The following is a 17472-nucleotide window of genomic DNA, read 5'->3' on the forward strand; positions in this document are numbered from 1 at the left end:
CCAATCCGCAGGCAGTCCGGTCCGGCCACGACCGCGCCGCCCACCGCCGACACGACCGGCTCTCGCCGGCGCGACGTCCGGGGTGACGCCGGGCCAAAAATGTTATCGCTAACACAAGCTGAGGAGTCCCCATGCCCCTGAGCCGCCGCCAGCTCCTCCAGGGCGCGGCCGTCGCCCTCACCGCCGCCGGCCGGTCCGCCGGCGGCTCCCAGGCCGCGGCCGCGATCCCCTGGGCCAGAGCCGACCTCGGCGTCTCGGCCCACGCGTTCGACCTCGGCCAGGTTCGGCTCACCTCCGGCCGCTGGCTGGACAACCAGAACCGCACGCTGGCCTATCTGCGCTTCGCCGACGTCGACCGGCTGCTGTACGTCTTCCGGGCCAACCACCGCCTGTCCACCAACGGCGCGCCGGCCAACGGCGGCTGGGACGCGCCCGGCTTCCCGTTCCGGTCCCACGTGCAGGGCCACTTCCTGACCGCGTGGGCGCAGGCCCACGCCGCGCTCGGCGACACCACCTGCCGGGACAAGGCGAACCACATGGTCGCCGAACTGGCCCGGTGCCAGGCCAACAACGGCGCGGCCGGATTCGGCGCCGGCTACCTGTCCGGCTTCCCCGAGTCGGACATCACCGCCGTGGAGAACCGCACCCTGACCAACGGCAACGTCCCGTACTACTGCATCCACAAGACCCTCGCCGGGCTGCTGGACGTGTGGCGGCTGATCGGCAACACCCAGGCCAGGACCGTGCTGCTGGCCCTGGCCGGATGGGTGGACGCCCGCACGTCGCGGCTCAGCCCGAGCCGAATGCAGGCCATGCTCGGCACCGAGTTCGGCGGCATGAACGCCGTGCTGACGGACCTGTACCAGATGACCGGCGACGCGCGCTGGCTGACCACGGCCCAGCGGTTCGACCACGCCGCCGTGTTCGACCCGCTGGCCTCCGGCCAGGACCGGCTCAACGGTCTGCACGCCAACACCCAGGTGCCCAAGTGGATCGGCGCGGCGCGCGAGTACAAGGCGACGGGCACCGGCAGGTACCGCGACATCGCCGCCAACGCCTGGTCCATCACCGTCGGCGCGCACACGTACGTGAACGGCTCCAACAGCCAGGCCGAGCACTTCCGCGCGCCCGGCGCGATCGCCGCCCACCTGACCCGTGACACCGGCGAGGCGTGCAACACCTACAACATGCTCAAGCTGACCCGGGAGCTGTGGCTGCTGTCCCCGGCCCGGGCCGACTACGTCGACTACTACGAGAACGCCCTGCTCAACCATCTGATCGGGCAGCAGGACCCGGCCGACGCGCACGGGCGCCTCACCTACTTCACCCCGCTCAACCCGGGCGGGCGGCGCGGCGTCGGCCCGGCCTGGGGCGGCGGCACCTGGAGCACCGACTACAGCTCCTTCTGGTGCTGCCAGGGCACCGGCATCGAGACCAACACCAAGCTGATGGACTCGATCTACTTCCACGACGGCACCACCCTGTTCGTGAACCTGTTCGTGCCCTCCACGCTCGACTGGAGCCAGCGGGGCCTCACGGTCACGCAGACCACCGACTACCCGGTGGGCGACACCACGACGCTGCGGGTGACCGGCGAGGCAGGCGGGTCGTGGACGATGCGCGTCCGCATCCCGGCCTGGACGCAGGGCGCCACCGTCAGCGTCAACGGCGTGCCGCAGGACGTCGCCGTCACGCCCGGCTCCTACGCCGGCCTCACCCGCTCGTGGACGTCGGGCGACACCGTGACCGTGCGGCTGCCCATGCGGGTGGTCCTGCGGCCCGCCCCGGACAACCCGAACATCCAGGCCGTCACGTACGGCCCGGTCGTGCTGTCGGGCGAGTACGGCGACACCGCCCTGTCGTCGGCCCCGGCTCTGACCCCCTCGTCGATCACCAGGACCGGCGCCTCGTCCCTGGCCTTCACCGCCACCGCCGACGGGGCGCAGGTGCGGCTGAGGCCGTTCTACGACGCCCACCACCACAACTACGTCGTCTACTGGAACACCGGCGGTCCGGGCCAGGCCACCTTCCGGCTGCTCAACGCGGCCAGCGGGCTGGCCCTCGGCATCCAGGGCATGTCCACCGCCGACGGCGGCCTGGCCCTGCAGTGGACCGACAACGGCACCGCCGACCACGACTGGGTGCCGATCGTCGACGGCGACGCCGTGCGCTGGCGCAACGCGCACAGCGGCAAGGTGCTCGGCGTCGAGAACATGTCGACCGCCGACGACGCCCGGGTGCTGCAGTGGGGTGACACGGGCACCGCCGACCACCGCTGGACGGTCACGGACGCGGGCGACGGCTCGGTCAAGATCCGCAACGTCCACAGCTCCAAGCTGCTCGGCATCAGGAACGGTTCGACCGCCAACGGCGCGCAGGCGGTCCAGGACTCCGACAACGGCAGCGCGGACAACCAGTGGCGGCTGGTGCCGAACGGTGCGCGGCGGATCCAGAACGTGGGCACCGGGATGGTGCTCGGCGTGAGCGCCATGTCCACGGCCGACGGCGCGCTCGTCATCCAATGGGGTGACACCGGCACCGCCGATCATCTGTGGACGGCGGTCGTCGACACCGGCGGCTACCTGCGCCTGCGCAACTCCCACAGCCAGAAGGTGCTGGGCGTGGAGAACATGGGCACCGCCTCCGGGTCGCGTGCCGTGCAGTGGGCCGACAACGGCACCGCCGACCATCGCTGGCGGCTCCGCTACCGGTCGGCGGCCGCCTTCCGGATCCAGTGCGGCAACGGCGGCCGGGTTCTCGGCCTCGCGGGCGCCGCCCAGGGCGCGCAGGTGGTGCTCGCCGACGACGACGGTTCCAACAGCACTCTCTGGAGGTTCCTGTGAGCCGCGACGCCCACGGCCCGGCGAGATCCGCCCTGCGCACGGTCCTGTGCGCCGTGGCCGTGCTGCTCTCGGCCATGCTGTTCCCGTCGGCGGCCGGAGCCGATAACCCGATCGTGCAGACCATCTACACGGCCGACCCCGCGCCGCTGGTCCACAACGGCCGCGTCTACGTCTACACCGGCCACGACGAGGACGGCTCCACGTACTTCACCATGCGGGACTGGCGCGTCTACTCCTCCTCCGACATGGCCAACTGGACCGACCACGGCTCGCCCATGAGCCTGGCCACCTTCGCCTGGGCCGACGCCAACGCCTGGGCCGGCCACGTCATCCAGCGCAACGGCCGGTTCTACTGGTACGTGCCGATCCGCGACCGCGCCACCGGCTCGATGGCCATCGGCGTCGCGGTCGGCGACAGCCCGACCGGGCCCTTCCGGGACGCCATCGGACGCCCGCTGGTCAACAACGGCGAGATCGACCCCAACGTCTTCATCGACGACAACGGCCAGGCCTACCTGTACTGGGGCAACCCTCGCCTCTGGTACGTCCGGCTGAACACGGACATGATCTCCTACTCCGGCAGCCCGACCCAGATCCCCCTCACCACGGCCGGCTACGGCACGCGCACCGGCAACGCCGCCCGTCCCACCCTGTACGAGGAAGCCCCCTGGGTCTTCAAGCGCAACGGCCTGTACTACAACGTCTTCGCCGCCGAATGCTGCTCGGAGTTCATCGCGTACTCGACGGCCCCCAGCGCCACCGGGCCGTGGACGTACCGGGGAACGATCATGCCCAGGCAGGGCGGCAGCTTCACCAACCACGCCGGGATCATCGACTTCAACGGCGGGTCGTACTTCTTCTACCACAACGGCGCCCTGCCCGGCGGGGGCGGTTACACCAGGTCGGTGGCCGTGGAGAAGTTCACCTACAACGCCGACGGCACCATCCCCACGATCAACATGACCACCGGTGGGCCGCCCCAGATCGGCACGCTCGACCCGTACACCCGCCAGGAGGCCGAGACGGTCGCCTGGGCGTCCGGAGTCGAGACGGAGGTCTCCGGCGAAGGCGGCATGAACGTGGGCTTCATCGACAACGGCGACCACCTCAAGGTCAAGGGGGTCGCCTTCGGCGACGGCGCCTCCTCCTTCACCGCCCGGGTGGCCTCGGCCACCAGCGGCGGCCGGATCGAGCTGCGGCTCGGCAGCCCCACCGGCACGCTCGTGGGCACCTGCGCCGTCAACGGCACCGGCGGGTGGCAGACCTGGGCCTCGGTCACCTGTCCGGTGTCCGGCGCGACCGGCACCCGTGACCTCTACCTCCGCTTCGCCGGCGGCAGCGGCTACCTGTTCAACCTGAACTGGTGGCAGTTCACCCGGAGCGGCGGCGGCGGCGCCGAGCTGCTGACGAACGGCGCCATGGAGAACGGCACGACGGGCTGGACCGCCTCCGGCGGCACCCTGTCCTCCGTCACCGACGTCGCCCACGCGGGCAGCCGGTCCCTGCTCAACTCCGGACGCACCGCCTCCTGGAACGGCCCCCACCAGAACGTGACCGCACGGCTCGCCAACGGCAGGACCTACACCACGAGTGTCTGGGTCCGGTCGCAGAGCGGCACCCCCGGCGCGAAGGCGACGCTGGCGCTCACGGCGGACGGCGCCACGAGCTACCACCAGCTCACCCCGGTCCGTACGGTCGGCCCGGACGGCTGGACCCAGCTCACCGGCACCGCGTCCGTCTCCTGGACCGGCACGCTGACCAACGCCTCGTTCTACGTCGAGACGGCCGCGGGCACCGACGGCCTCTACGTCGACGACGCCTCCTTCCAGTAACCCGGCAGAAGCCGCCACCTCGACCCGTGAGGAGACATCGATGAGAAACCGAATCCGCGGCCCCCTCGCCTTCGCCGCCGCCGTGGCGCTGACCCTGGCGACGGGCGCCGCGGCGTCCGGCTCGGCCCTCCCGGCGCAGGCGCTGGAGAACGGCGTGGCCCGCACCCCGCCGATGGGCTGGAACACCTGGAACACCTTCGGCTGCAACATCGACGAGACGCTGATCAAGCAGACGGCCGACGCGCTGGTCAGCTCCGGCATGCGCGACCTGGGATACCAGTACGTCGTGGTCGACGACTGCTGGTTCGACCCCAACCGCGACCAGGCCGGGAACATCCAGGCCAACCCGTCCCGGTTCCCCGGCGGGATGAAGGCCCTCGGCGACTACCTGCACGCCAGGGGCCTGAAGTTCGGCCTCTACCAGGCGCCGCTGGACCGGACCTGCGCCCAGTACTTCGGCGCCTACCCGGGCGCGACCGGCAGCCAGGGACACGAGGTCCAGGACGCCCGGCAGTTCGCCGCCTGGGGCGTCGACTACCTCAAGTACGACTGGTGCTCGCCCACCGGCACCATCGACGACCAGGTGCGCACCTTCGCCAAGATGCGGGACGCGCTCGCGGCGACCGGGCGGCCGATCCTCTACAGCATCAACCCCAACAGCATCCACGAGAAGACCGGGCCGCGGCGCGACTGGGGCGACGTCGCCAACATCTGGCGCACCACCGAGGACATCACCAACGCCTGGAACACCGGCCAGACCAACGGCTACCCGATGGGCATCCAGAACATCGTCGACGTCAACGTGCCGCTCGCGGGGTACGCCAGGCCGGGGCAGTTCAACGACCCCGACATGATGGTCGTCGGCCGGGGCGGCATGAACGACACCGAGATGCGCAGCCACTTCGCCCTGTGGGCCGTCATGGCCGCCCCCCTGATCGCCGGGAACGACATCAGGAACATGAACAGCGCCACCTCGACGATCATGAAGAACCAGAACCTGATCGCCATCAACCAGGACCCGCTCGGCCTCCAGGCCGTCCAGGTCGGCAACGACGGGACCCGCCGCGTCCTGGCCAAGCGGCTGAGCAACGGCGACGTCGCGGTCGCGCTGTTCAACCAGGGCGGCGGCACCACCACGATCAGCACCACCGCCTCCGCCGTCGGCCTGAACGGGAACTCGTTCACCCTCCGCGACGCCTGGACCAACGCCGTCACCACGACGACGGGAACCATCTCGGCGAGCGTCCCGTCCCACGGCACCGTGGTGTTCCGGGTCAGCGGCGGCACCCCCGCGCCGCCGGCCACCAGGATCCAGGGCGCCGGCTCCGGCCGGTGTCTCGACGTGACCGGCGCCTCCCAGGCCAACGGCACCCAGGTGGTGATCTGGGACTGCCACCAGCAGAGCAACCAGCAGTGGACCTCCACCACGGCCGGCGAGCTGCGCGTCTACGGCGGCAAGTGCCTGGACGTCAACAACGCCGCCACCGCCGACGGCACCGGCGTCATCATCTGGGACTGCAACGGCCAGAACAACCAGAAGTGGCGCTTCAACGCCGACGGAAGCATCACCGCCGTCGGCGCGAACAAGTGCCTGGACGTGGCCGGCAACGCCACGGCCAACGGCACCAGGCTCCAGATCTGGACCTGCACCGGCGCGTCCAACCAACGGTGGTCCCGCCTGTGAGGAGACGTCCCCGGCCGGCCCGCGCCGGCCCCGGAGGAGAGCAGCCGTGACGCACCCGGCGCGGGCTACGCCCTGGTCAGCCAGGTGACCTGGCCGCCGTTGTCGAAGGTCTCGCGCCGGGTGGGGGTGAACAGGGTGGGGCTGAACCCCCCGGAGAACAGGGAGACGCCCGCGCCCGCCACGACGGGGTAGGTCTTGAGGATGGTCGTCGATGGTCAGCGTGCTGGAGACGACATGTTGGCGCAGATGGGAGTACGGGCTGGTGGTGGGGACGTCCAGGGCCGGCTCGTACGTGCCGCGGCCCATCACCAGGGTGTCGAAGACCTTGTCGGGCACGCCGTCGAGGCCGATGAGCGTGCGGAGGTGGGTGGGGACCGACGACGAGACCCGCTACGCCGAGCTCATGCGCGAACTCGTGGCCCGGGTCTCCGCCTTCGACATCGACGCCAACATCGGCTTCCACGCCGCCTCGGGCCTGCCCGGCGACTCGACCTCGGTGCTCCTTCTCCACCTCACGCTGAACTGGCTCATCGTGGAGCGGCTGACCCTGCCCGACATCTTCACCGAACAGGAGATCCACGACCTCGTGGACGCCGCCGTGCAAAGATCGCTGAACGCCTGACCCATGCCGGTCGAGTACGGATTCGACCTGACGGCACTCCCGACGGACTCAGAGCCCCGCAGAGAGATTGACGCCGGCGCCAACGGACCGCTGGGTGGTCACGCCGGTGACGGCATTTCCCGCGGACGTGACAGTCAGCTGGTTGCCGCCGCGCTGGTAGGAGAGACCGATGCCGGACCCGTTGCCACGGACGGCGTTGCCGGTGACGGCCACGTGGCCGGTGCCGTAGTTGACCTGTTTGATAGCCAGGTAGGTGGTTCCAGCCCCGCTGAACTGGAAGACGCGGTTGCCGACGATGGTGCTCGCGGCGTCGCCCTGGACGGTGACGCCGATGCCGTGGGTGGCGAAGTCCTCGACGTAGTTGTCGCTGATGCTGGTCGCGAAGAGGCGGCTCGCGTTGATGCCGGAACCGCCGACACCGTAGACGTGATTGCGTTCGACCGTCCAGCCGGCGGAGTTCTCCAGCTTGATCGCGTCGCCCCCGCTGGACGCGATCCAGTTGTCGGTGAGGTTCCAGTCGGTCACCGCATTGCCGCTGTCCTGGACGTAGATGCCATGCTGTCCGGAGTCCTCCACGAAGAGGTTGCGAACGTTGCCGTTGACCATCGTGTTCGTCAGCGTGGTCCCGTTACGCGAGGCGTTGGTGATGCGCAGCCCGTGAGCCCTGGCGTTCCTGATGGCAAGACCCTCGACGGTGGTGCGCCAGGAACGGATCACGACCGCGTCCCCGCTCGTGGGGTTGTTCGCCGCGTTCGCGTCGATCGTGAGATCACGTAAGGCGATCGGCTCGCCGGTGAAAGCGTCGTTGTCGACCCACGAGTCGGAGGCCAGCACGGCATCGAGGTTGCGACCGTTGCCCTGCTTGAGGAGGGTGGACGGGCTGTCGCCGCGGTATGACCGGTTGCCGCGCAAGGTGATGGTGCTGTTGATCATGCAGGGGCCGTCGATGACGATCTCGTCACCGTCGGCCGAACCGTTGATCACCGACTGGATGAGGGCGGCGTCGCCATTGCTGTTCGTGCAGGTCGCCGTGGCACGGGCGGCGCCCGCGGGGCCCGCCGCCGCGAACATCCCGACGGTGGCGCCGGCCACGAGCACCATCGCGGACGTGGCCGTGATGGTGCGGCGACCGGTCCTTCTCCGTTGTGTCATGGGGTCTCCTGTCCTCCTGTGGGCGCCCGTGCGCCGGGCGATTCCCCCGTAGGGAACAGCGAGACCCCGCCGGCCCGGTAGTGCGCCCCCGCACTGGCGGACTCGAGCCGGACGGTTCTCAGTCGGGCGGAGGGCCGGGGCATTCGTTGGGTTTCCCGCTGGCGACCCGGCGTACCTGGACGTCGGCCAGCGAGGTGCCGGACCTCACCAGGTCCTGAATCTCCTCGATCGACATTTCCACGTCGTGGAAATGTCTGGCGCGTTCAAGGCTCACCGCCACCAGCTCTATGCGGTAAACCTGCCCGACGCCCCCTTCGTTCTCCCCGCCGAAATACTGGGCGCCTCTCCAGGCTGTGAGCGTGCTGGCTTTCTCGTAGTTGAAGACGAGTTCGACATACTTTTGGGGGTCGCCGTTGACCATGTTCTGCTTTGCCAACATCAATGTGGCGCCGGGCGGAAGCGAAGCGGTGCCGGAGAAGTAGGAGCAATATTTGACCTTGGCGCCGTCGGCCGGCGTGTCGATGGTCCCGACGGGCTTGACCGCATCGCCGGTGGCGTGGCTCGGCGTAGGGTCCTTCGAGGTCACTCCCGCGCTGCGGGTGACCGAGGGGAGAGCGGTCCGGCTCTGGTCACCGCCGCCGGACACACGTTCCAGCAGCCCTGGCGCGAACGCGCCGCCCCCGGCGACGGCGAGGCTCGCCGCGACGATCACGTACAGGAGTCGCCGGGGCGGCCGGGCCGAGGAAGGCGAGTGGCCTGTCGCCGGCTCCCCGCCGCCGGCTTCCAGCAGGCCGCGGCTCCAGTTGCGCAGGTCGGTGGGGCGGCGGGAGGGATCGCCGTCGAGGGCGGCCAGGATGTGCGACGTGAGGCGGCCGGGGTCGCCCACCCCGCACGCCCGGGCCACGGCTGCGACCTCGGCCTCGATGTGGGCCGGGGCGCCGGGAGCGTCCGGGGCGGGCGGGTCCTGTCCCGTGAGGCAGAAGTACGCGAGTGCCCCGAGCGCGTAGACGTCCGCCGCCACGGCGCGCGGCAGGTGCGGCGCGGCCAGGACCTCGGGCGAGGTGTAGGCGGGCGTGTGCCATCCGGCGAGGTCGTACCCGTCGTCGATGAGACGCATCGTGCTCACGTCGATCAGCACGAGACCGCGTTTCGGGTGCACGATGCAGTTGGTCGGCTTGACATCCCGGTGCAGGCTCGGGTTGCCGCCGGATCGCGTCACGGACGCCAGGCTGGCGAGCGCCTCGCCCGCCTGGGCCACGTATGCGAGCCGTCGGCGGATCGTGTCCGCGCGCGCCGGGTCGCCTGCCAGCAGCGCGTGCAGCGTCGGGCCTTCGACCCACTCCATGACCAGGTACGCCATGGTCTGCGGCGAGGCACCGGTACCCTCTCGGACGCTGCCCGGAGGGTGCGGAGGCGCGCCGAGGAACACCTCGTCAAGCCGAACCACATGGTCCAGTTTCAGGTGCCGCAGGAGCACGGCATGGTCGCGCCAGCGTTGCTGCTCACGCGCCGAGGGCCATCCCGGCCCGGCGTCGCGCGGCGGACTGAGGAGTTTGATCGCCAGAGGCAGCGGGGAGGTGAGCTCGCCCTGATAACGAGCCTTCCAGGTGATGCCCTCCCCGCCGGCTATCCCCTCGCCCAGCAGTTCGTGGCGGTCTGGCGCCTCCGGCGGGCCGACGAACAGCCCGTTCGGCTCGTCGTCCGACACGCCACCCCTGACACCGGATGTGGATGCCGGCCGCGGTGAAACCGGCGCGCCACGCGTGACCGGCTCGTCGTCCGCGCGGGCATCGTGATCGTCAGTGTCCATGGTCCTCGCCGTCCTCCGGCTCGGGCAGCTCGTGGAGATCCTCGACGCCGACCACACCGGCGCGTACGGCCCAGCGTGCCAGCGCCCATCGGAAGTCGTCGTGTGAGAACGCCTCGTCGTCCCTGGTGAGCCCCGGAATACCGTGGCCGGACAGGCTCTCCCGCAGCGACTTGACGACATTGCGGACGTACTGCGGCTGCCGGCCAAGCCGCCGTCCGATCTGCGTGTAAGTCGCGGGAACCGCCTGCGGTCCTGCCCTGACCAGCAAGGGCTCGCACAGTGCGGCGAGCACGAGCCGCTGTCTCCTGGTCAGCTCCATCGGCGACGTGACGGTCGCGGGCGTGCGGGTCGCCGCCTCTCCCCCGCTCCGGCCCGGGCCTGGCGTCAGTGACCGTGCGTCCACGCGCACGGTCACCGTCGAACCGACGCGACCCGCGAAGACGACGCTGAAGACGGAGAACGGGAGCGAGGTGATCGCCGCACCCGGCTCCACGACCCGGTCCTCACCGGCCGGTGGCCGGACGACGAGCGGTTTGCTACCCGAGTCATTGCGTATCAGGACGCAGTCATTGAGGACGATCAGCGAACCCGCCCGCCGCGACAGGTGTTCGTCGTCGGGCAGGCGCACTTCGCACGCGCGGCTTCGCCCCAGCGTCAGCGACTGCCCGCGCGCCACACGCCACTGTTCGCCGCCGAACGCCACGAATATCGCCTCGTCGCGCGCCGGTGACCCACCGGCCTGAGCGTCGTTCATGATGCAGGGCCGCCTTTCGGGGGTGGTTCGGCCATTCCCCGACTTACAGCGAGTACGCGGAGCACATGGCTCATTGTCGATTCTCCGTCACCGCCGATAATAGCGGCCTCGTATGCGCCGACAAGATGCGGCGGGTGAAATGTCTCGGCGATATAGGCGGGGCCGGGAGAAAACGTTCTTGCGCTTATCACGCGGTCGGACGCCTTTCAAGACGGCTATTCGGCATGCGCCGGAGATGATCGTCGCCCCTGGGCCGCGAAGGTGCGGGGCTGCACTGTCGAGCCCGCCGCGATCGTCCTTCACTGCCGCTGAGACCACGTGCCAGGACCAGCCGAGCAGAGGAGCGATCATGACAATCCCGACACGCGATCCGTACAGCAGGGCAAGCCTGCCGCCGGACGGCGCCTTCTCCCGGCTCCGCGGCGTATCCGCGCTGCTCGCCGCCTTCATCGCGATCGCGCTGGTGCTCGGCGCGGCACCGGCCTACGCCCAGCCAAGGGGTGACCGCATCGGAGTGGCCGACCTGGCCTCGGGCGACTGGATCGAATCCCCCAGCCATGCCTACCGGCTCGTCATGCAGGGCGACGGCAACCTGGTCCTCTACGGTCCGGCCGGCGCCCTCTGGGCGACCTACACCAGCGCCCCCGGGAACAGCGGCGCCTACCTCGCCAACCAGGGCGACGGCAATCTCGTGATCTACCGGCCGGATCGCAGCGTGGTCTGGGCCAGCCGGAGCCACGCCGCCGGCGGCGGGACGCTGATCATGCAGAACGACGGGAACGTGGTGAACTACGGAGCGGCGGGCCCCTTCTGGAGTACCTACACGAACGGAGGAGTCAGCAAGATGGCGGCCTCGGGCGCGGTCGCCTTCGCCCGCCGGCAGGTCGGCAAGCCCTACGTGTGGGGCGGGAACGGACCTGGCGCCTACGACTGCTCCGGTCTCACCTCCAGCGCCTACGCCAGCGTCGGCGTAAGCCTGCACCGTACGAGCCAGAGCCAGTACCTGCAGGGCCAGGCCGTCGCCAGAGCAGCCCTGCAGCCGGGAGACCTGGTGTTCTACTCCGGCGCCCAGCCTGGCCATGTGGGCATCTACGTCGGCAACGACGAGATCATCAATGCTCGCAACACCCAGCTGGGGATCATCTACAACCACATCACGGCGCCGGGCTCCATCACCGGTTACCGGCGCTACGCCTGAGCCTCGCGTCCTCGTGTCCCTGCCGGCCAGGCCGGGGCACGAGGCACGGGCTGCTCCAGCCGGTTGCAAGGCGGCAGCCGCAGCGTCGCGGTGAATGCCGGGGACCGCCTGCTCCCCCGCGGCCGTCGTGACGCTTGACCGTGCGCGTCACGGGCAGCGGACAGTCCGGCACCGAGGAGAGGAATCGTCATCATGAGCCACGACGAGGGCCGGCCGCGCGCGCTGGTGACCGGGGCGTCCAGCGGCATCGGGTACGAGCTGGCCAGGCAGTTCGCCGGGCACGGCTTCGACCTGGTCGTCAACGCCGAGGACACGGGCATCGACGACGCGGCGCGCGAGCTGCGCAAGCTCGGGGCGTCGGTCGAGGCCGTGCGGGCCGACCTCACCGCCGAGGACGGCGTCGAGCTCCTCTACGCTCGGGCCACGGCCGACGGCCGGCCCCTGGAGGCGGTGGCGATCAACGCGGGCGTCGGCGCCGGTGGCCCCTTCACCGAGACGGACCTGGCGGGCGACCTGCGGGTCGTGGATCTGAACGTGCGCTCCTCCGTACACCTGGCCAAGCTCTGCGTGCGCGACATGGCGGCGCGCCGGCGCGGGCGGGTGCTGTTCACCTCGTCCATCGCCGCCACGCAGCCGGGGCCCTTCGAGGCCACGTACGCCGCGTCGAAGGCGTTCCTGCTCTCGTTCTCCGAGGCGCTGCGCGAGGAGCTCAAGGACAGCGGTGTGACGGTGACCGCGCTGATGCCGGGGCCGACCGACACCGGCTTCTTCGGACGGGCGGGGATGGAGGACACCCGGGTCGGCAGCGGGAAGAAGGACGACCCGGCGCGGGTGGCCGAGCAGGCGTACGAGGCGCTCATGAACGGGAAGGACCACGTGGTCGCCGGGTCGGTCAAGAACAGGGCGATGGCGGGAGCCGCCAAGGTGATGCCCGAGAAGGCCAAGGCCCAGGCGCACCGGCGGATGGCCGAGCCGGGATCCGGCGACGACTGAGCGGCCCGCTCGCGGTCACCCGTTCGCGCGAACGGTGGATAGCGTGACCGTGTCGATCCGCGGGCCGCCCGTTCGACCTGCGGGTGCGAGGGACGAGAGACGACCCCGCCGGACGAGGAGAACGCCATGCCGAAGTACCTGCTGATCATGCGGGGCACCGACGAATCGAACGCGGCCATGATGGCCGAGATCGACGAGATGATGGCCACGACCCGGCAGTTCATCGAGGAGACGGTCAAAGCCGGCGTCCTCCTCGCGGCGGAAGGGCTGGACGATCCGCGCCAGGGCGTCGTGGTCGACTTCAGCGGCGAGGCCCCGGTGGTCACGGACGGACCGTACGGCGAGACCAAGGAGCTGTTCGGGGGCTTCTTCCTGCTCGACGTCGCCTCCAAGCAGGAGGCGGTCGAGTGGGCCAAGCGGGTGCCGGCGGCCCCCGGTTCCAAGATCGAGGTCCGGCGGGTGCCCGGGAGCGACGAGGTCCCGCAGGTCGGCGCGTGATCACCGAGGACGGGGCCGGGCGCGAGAGCAACGGCCGGATCTGATGGGCACGGCCGAGGTCGAGGCCGTCTGGCGGATCGAGTCGGCGAGGATCGTCGCCACGCTGACCAGGTTCACCGGCGATTTCGGGCTGGCCGAGGACGCCGCCCAGGAGGCGGTGGCCGAGGCGCTGGTGTCGTGGCCGCTCGCCCCTCCGGCGGATCCCGTCGGCTGGCTGATGGCCACGGCGCGGCGGCGGGCGATCGACGCGATCCGCCGCCGGGCCGCCCTCCAGGACCGATACGCCCGGCTCGCCGCCGATCCGGCGACCGGCCTGGCGGTCGGCTCGGCGCTTGACGAAGAACTCGATCCCGACAGGATCGATGACGACGTGCTGGCCCTGATGTTCATCAGCTGCCACCCGGTGCTCTCCCCCGAGGCCCGGGTGGCGCTGACCCTGCGCGTGGTCGGCGGCCTGTCCACCAAGGAGATCGCCCGCGCGTTCCTCGTACCCGTGCCGACCGTGCAGGCTCGCATCACCCGGGGCAAGAGAACGATCGCGGCGGCCGGGGTGCCGTTCGAGCCGCCACCGGCCGCCGAACGCCGGGAGCGGCTGGGCGACGTGCTCAGCGTCATCTACGTGATCTTCACCGAGGGGTCGACGGCCACGTCGGGTGACCACCTGCTGCGTCCCGACCTCGCGTACGAGGCGATCCGGCTGGCCCGCACCCTGGCCGCGCTGCAGCCGGACGAGCCGGAGGTGCACGGCCTGCTGGCGTTGTGCGAGCTGACGGCCGCGCGGTTCCCGGCCAGGACCGGCCCGGACGGTTCGCCGGTCCTGCTCGACGAGCAGGACCGGCGGCGGTGGGACTTCTCGGCGATCCGCCGTGGCCTGGCCGCGCTGGCCAGGGCATCGACTCGCGGCCTCGGCCCGTACGGCCTGCAGGCCGCGATCGCCGCCGCCCACGCGTCGGCGCCCTCGGTCGAGGCGACCGACTGGGACCGGATCGTGGTGCTCTACGAGGCGCTCGGCCGGGTCGCGCCCTCGCCGGTGGCCGAACTCAACCGGGCCGTCGCCGTCGCCATGGCCTCGGGACCGGAGCGAGCCCTCGCCATCGTGGACGAGTTGGTCGTCTCGGACCGGCTCCCCGGCTCCCATCTGCTCCCGACCGTACGCGGTGAGCTCCTGGCCCGGCTCGGACGGCGCGCGGAAGCGCGCGCCGAGCTGGAGCTGGCGGCCCGGCTGTGCGCCAACGAGCGGGAACGCTCCGTGCTCCTGCGCAAGGCGGCCGCGCTGAGCTGACGTCTCCGGCCTGATCAGCCGGGGCTCAAGCGCGACCGGGATGCCGCAGCCGGAGCCGGTGGTGAAACTTTCACCGGCACCACCGCGCGGACGGCCGTGAGAACACCACCGCGACGACCACATCACCCCCCGTCACGAGGCCCACGACCGGGCCGTTGATCCGCCGGGCAGATCGTCCGGCCGATACGGGCCACCCGGAAACGGTGATATATCAACTCAGTCGGACTCAGGTGTCAAACACTGCGCAAAATGGGCCTATCCGGACTTGCGGCCGTCGTGTGACTCTCCCCCAAGGACCCCGCCCCGGGCAGTAAGGAGAGGTGACTTCTTGAAACGACACCGTACGATGCGCATTCTCACACTCGTCGGCGCGGCGGCCCTGGCACTCGGCGTGTCACCCGCCCAGGCGGCGAGCACGACCAGTGCCGCGGCCCTGAACTGCGCCATCACCATCACCAACCCGACCCAGCTGTATACGACCTCCGTCTATGCCTACGTCGAGGTCTCGTGCAACCAGAAAGTCTCGTTCATCGGCGGCTACCTCTCCCTGTACCGGGACGGCACCTTCCTGAATTACGCCGAGATTTACCAGTACAACCTCGCCTACGTTTATAAGCTCAACATGGTGTCCTGCGTGCCGGGGAATTACCACGTCATGGGTTACGGCTTCGCCAACCTGGACGGCGGGGCGCCCGACTTCTCCCAGCGAGTCGCCACCACGCCGATCGCCATCACCTGCACCTGAAGCACCTGAAGCCATCGAGGGCGGTTCTGATCCGGTCAGGGCGCGCAGACCGTAGCGTGCCCGCACAGGACCGCCCTCGCCTGTTGCCGGCTCCGGGTGTGCCAGAAACCGTACGCGCCCGGTCCGCGAAGTGCCGGGGACAGGGGGTGTTCCCCGGCGAGAGCGTCGCCGGGGCGTGCCGTGCAGCCGTCGGGGTGCGAAGACGCGCTGGAGCGTCGCGACGGGGCTGTGGCGGCTCGACAACTCGCCGCCTTCTGAGCCGGGATTCACGAGGGGACGCAAGTCGGCTCGAGATCGTCGCCCTGGTCTGCGAACCGCTCCCCTTTGCGCGGCACCGACGCCCGCCCATACGAGCCCGTACGCCCGCGCCGGGCAACCCCTCCTTCAGCCGGACCTTTCGCCGTGAGCCGGCTTATGCGCCTCGTAGATGCGCCGTCTCACTATATGAAATGCCGCACATTCGATCTTCGCGTCATTTCAAGAAAGCCCGCATACTAGTCGTCAAGGATATTGTCAAGCCTCGATCGAAACCGAGGGAGATTCTGAGGCTCTGACTCGAACGCCGCCTCATCACAATTCTGTGGCATCGGACGAATCCATGGTTTATAGTCATCGTCTTGTCCGACCAAAGGGTGAATAAGGATCAATAGGATGGCGTTGTGACATGCTGTGCCCCCGCCGCAGCCCTTGCGTGACGACCCGCAGGCCGGGTGACACGCCGAGTGTGAGCAGGGGCTGAGGCCGACGTCGCGCCACCCGAGAACGTGCTTGTGCCGTGCGCCCCGGGCACCTCCACTCCGGCGAACTTCGCCCTGGTCACCCGTGGTGTGTCACCGCCATGGCCACGGCGCTCAGATCAGCGACGAGCACCCGCCTATCCGTAGGGAAGGAAGGTCATGAGACCTTGCTCCAAGGGCACGCTGAGGATCGTTTTCACCTCAGAAGACCTCGCGCTCACCCGCCCGGCGACCCGCGCCGACCTCCTGTGGGAGATGGTCTGCAGCCTGCATCGCCTGCAGTCCCGCGACCGCGACAAGGTCACGTCCGCCTGGCTGCGGCCGGCCCACAGCCGGCTGGCCGAGGGCGGCCTGCTCGCCCCCGTACAGACCCTTCTGCTTCCCCTCGCCCCCCGAGGCCCGTACTTTCCCGATTTCCTCACACCGATCGAGGCCCAAGCGGGCGACGAGCAGGCGCTCCAGGTGCTCGCCGAGACCCCCGGCAGGCGTGTCCGGGACGAGGTGGAGTTGCTGCGCCGGAGTGTCGGCCTGCCCTCCGCCGCCTTGGAGGATCTCGCACGCGGCAACCCGCAGGCCGTCCGGCGTCTCGGGCAGCTTGCGGCCGCCTACTGCCGGGCCGTGCTCATCCCGCATTGGGCCACGGTCGACCGCGTTCTCGCCGCGGAGCGCGCCGTCCTGCTCCGTCATCTCCTCGTCGGCGGTCCTGAGCAGATGCTGGCCCACCTGCCACCGACGATGCGCTGGCGGCCTCCGGTCCTCGAGGTCGACTATCCGCCAGGCGCCGACCGGGAAGTTCAGCTTCGCGGACGCGGTCTGACCCTCATCCCGTCCTATTTCTGCCGGACCAACCCGGTCTCGCTGATGGACCCGGCCCTGCCTCCGGTGCTGGCCTACCCGGTTCCTCGCAGGGTCGCGCAGGACGCCGGTGGCGGCGACGCGCTGGTCGCGCTCCTCGGCCGGACCCGAGCGGAGATCCTCAGTTGCATCGGCCAGTCACCGGGCTGCACCACCAGCGAGCTGGCTCGTTACACGGGAGTCTCGCTGTCCACGGCGAGTGAGCATGCCAACGTGCTGCGCCAGACCAAACTGATCGCCAGCGTCCGGCAGGCCAACCTGGTCCTTCACCACACGACGGATCTCGGCAGCGGGCTCATCGCCGGAGCGCTGCCCCCAGGGCTGGGAGATCTCGAACATTCCCCGCGGTAGCCCGCCGGGCCGGGCCTGCGGTCTTTCCGAGCCGGTCGACGGCAGCGTCCGCGGAACGGACGCCGGACAGGCGGTGTCCTGGGTCTTTCGGTCCTCAACGAAACACTCTTACCGAG

13 protein-coding genes are annotated in these 17472 nt (G+C 70.1%); 10 read left to right on the forward strand and 3 right to left on the reverse strand.

The window, feature by feature from the left end; all coding sequences use genetic code 11:
• Nucleotides 1–131: 131 nt before the first annotated feature.
• The 4 genes from ACQEUU_RS25195 (at nt 132) to ACQEUU_RS25210 (ending at nt 6981) form a co-directional block, all read left to right on the forward strand.
• Nucleotides 132–2843, forward strand: coding sequence for a beta-L-arabinofuranosidase domain-containing protein (locus tag ACQEUU_RS25195; RefSeq protein ID WP_433070191.1), 2712 nt, complete (start codon nt 132–134; stop codon nt 2841–2843).
• Nucleotides 2840–4675, forward strand: coding sequence for a family 43 glycosylhydrolase (locus ACQEUU_RS25200; RefSeq protein ID WP_433070194.1), 1836 nt, complete (start codon nt 2840–2842; stop codon nt 4673–4675). Before ACQEUU_RS25195 ends, ACQEUU_RS25200 begins: the two co-directional genes overlap by 4 nt.
• Nucleotides 4676–4715: 40 nt before the next feature.
• Entirely contained in the window at nt 4716–6359 is a 1644-nt protein-coding gene (locus ACQEUU_RS25205) for a glycoside hydrolase family 27 protein (RefSeq protein WP_433070197.1), read from the forward strand.
• 211 nt (nt 6360–6570) lie between these two features.
• Entirely contained in the window at nt 6571–6981 is a 411-nt protein-coding gene (locus ACQEUU_RS25210; protein WP_433070200.1) for a hypothetical protein, read from the forward strand.
• Nucleotides 6982–7029: 48 nt separating this feature from the next.
• On the opposite strand, the gene ACQEUU_RS25215 is transcribed toward ACQEUU_RS25210, so the two are convergent.
• From ACQEUU_RS25215 to ACQEUU_RS25225, 3 genes are all read right to left on the reverse strand, one after another.
• Nucleotides 7030–8082, reverse strand: coding sequence for a right-handed parallel beta-helix repeat-containing protein (locus ACQEUU_RS25215; RefSeq protein WP_433070202.1), 1053 nt, complete (start codon nt 8080–8082; stop codon nt 7030–7032).
• Between the two features lie 169 nt (nt 8083–8251).
• A complete protein-coding gene (locus tag ACQEUU_RS25220; RefSeq protein ID WP_433070205.1) occupies nt 8252–9943 on the reverse strand; it encodes a serine/threonine protein kinase in 1692 nt (563 codons plus the stop codon).
• Nucleotides 9933–10697: a hypothetical protein gene (locus ACQEUU_RS25225; protein ID WP_433070208.1), complete on the reverse strand. Its 765-nt coding sequence runs from the start codon at nt 10695–10697 to the stop codon at nt 9933–9935. The genes ACQEUU_RS25220 and ACQEUU_RS25225 overlap by 11 nt, the downstream gene beginning before the upstream one ends.
• Before the next feature lie 349 nt (nt 10698–11046).
• On the opposite strand from ACQEUU_RS25225, the gene ACQEUU_RS25230 reads away from it, so the two are divergent.
• The 6 genes from ACQEUU_RS25230 to ACQEUU_RS25255 all read left to right on the forward strand — a co-directional run bounded on the left by ACQEUU_RS25230 (nt 11047) and on the right by ACQEUU_RS25255 (nt 17356).
• A complete protein-coding gene (locus tag ACQEUU_RS25230; RefSeq protein WP_433070211.1) occupies nt 11047–11895 on the forward strand; it encodes a C40 family peptidase in 849 nt (282 codons plus the stop codon).
• Between the two features lie 192 nt (nt 11896–12087).
• Complete coding sequence (locus ACQEUU_RS25235) at nt 12088–12888, forward strand: SDR family NAD(P)-dependent oxidoreductase (RefSeq protein ID WP_270154763.1); 801 nt, start codon at nt 12088–12090, stop codon at nt 12886–12888.
• 126 nt (nt 12889–13014) lie between these two features.
• Complete coding sequence (locus ACQEUU_RS25240) at nt 13015–13386, forward strand: YciI family protein (RefSeq protein WP_270154764.1); 372 nt, start codon at nt 13015–13017, stop codon at nt 13384–13386.
• 43 nt (nt 13387–13429) lie between these two features.
• A complete protein-coding gene (locus ACQEUU_RS25245; RefSeq protein WP_433070215.1) occupies nt 13430–14668 on the forward strand; it encodes an RNA polymerase sigma factor in 1239 nt (412 codons plus the stop codon).
• Between the two features lie 346 nt (nt 14669–15014).
• On the forward strand, nt 15015–15413 hold the full coding sequence (locus tag ACQEUU_RS25250; RefSeq protein WP_433070218.1) for a hypothetical protein: 399 nt from the start codon (nt 15015–15017) through the stop codon (nt 15411–15413).
• Nucleotides 15414–16309: 896 nt separating this feature from the next.
• Nucleotides 16310–17356 carry a winged helix-turn-helix domain-containing protein gene (locus tag ACQEUU_RS25255; protein ID WP_433070220.1) on the forward strand — a complete coding sequence of 349 codons (1047 nt, stop codon included), beginning with the start codon at nt 16310–16312 and terminating at the stop codon, nt 17354–17356.
• Nucleotides 17357–17472: the final 116 nt, after the last annotated feature.

The organism is Nonomuraea sp. CA-218870 (assembly GCF_050936535.1).
GTDB lineage: Bacteria > Actinomycetota > Actinomycetes > Streptosporangiales > Streptosporangiaceae > Nonomuraea > Nonomuraea corallina.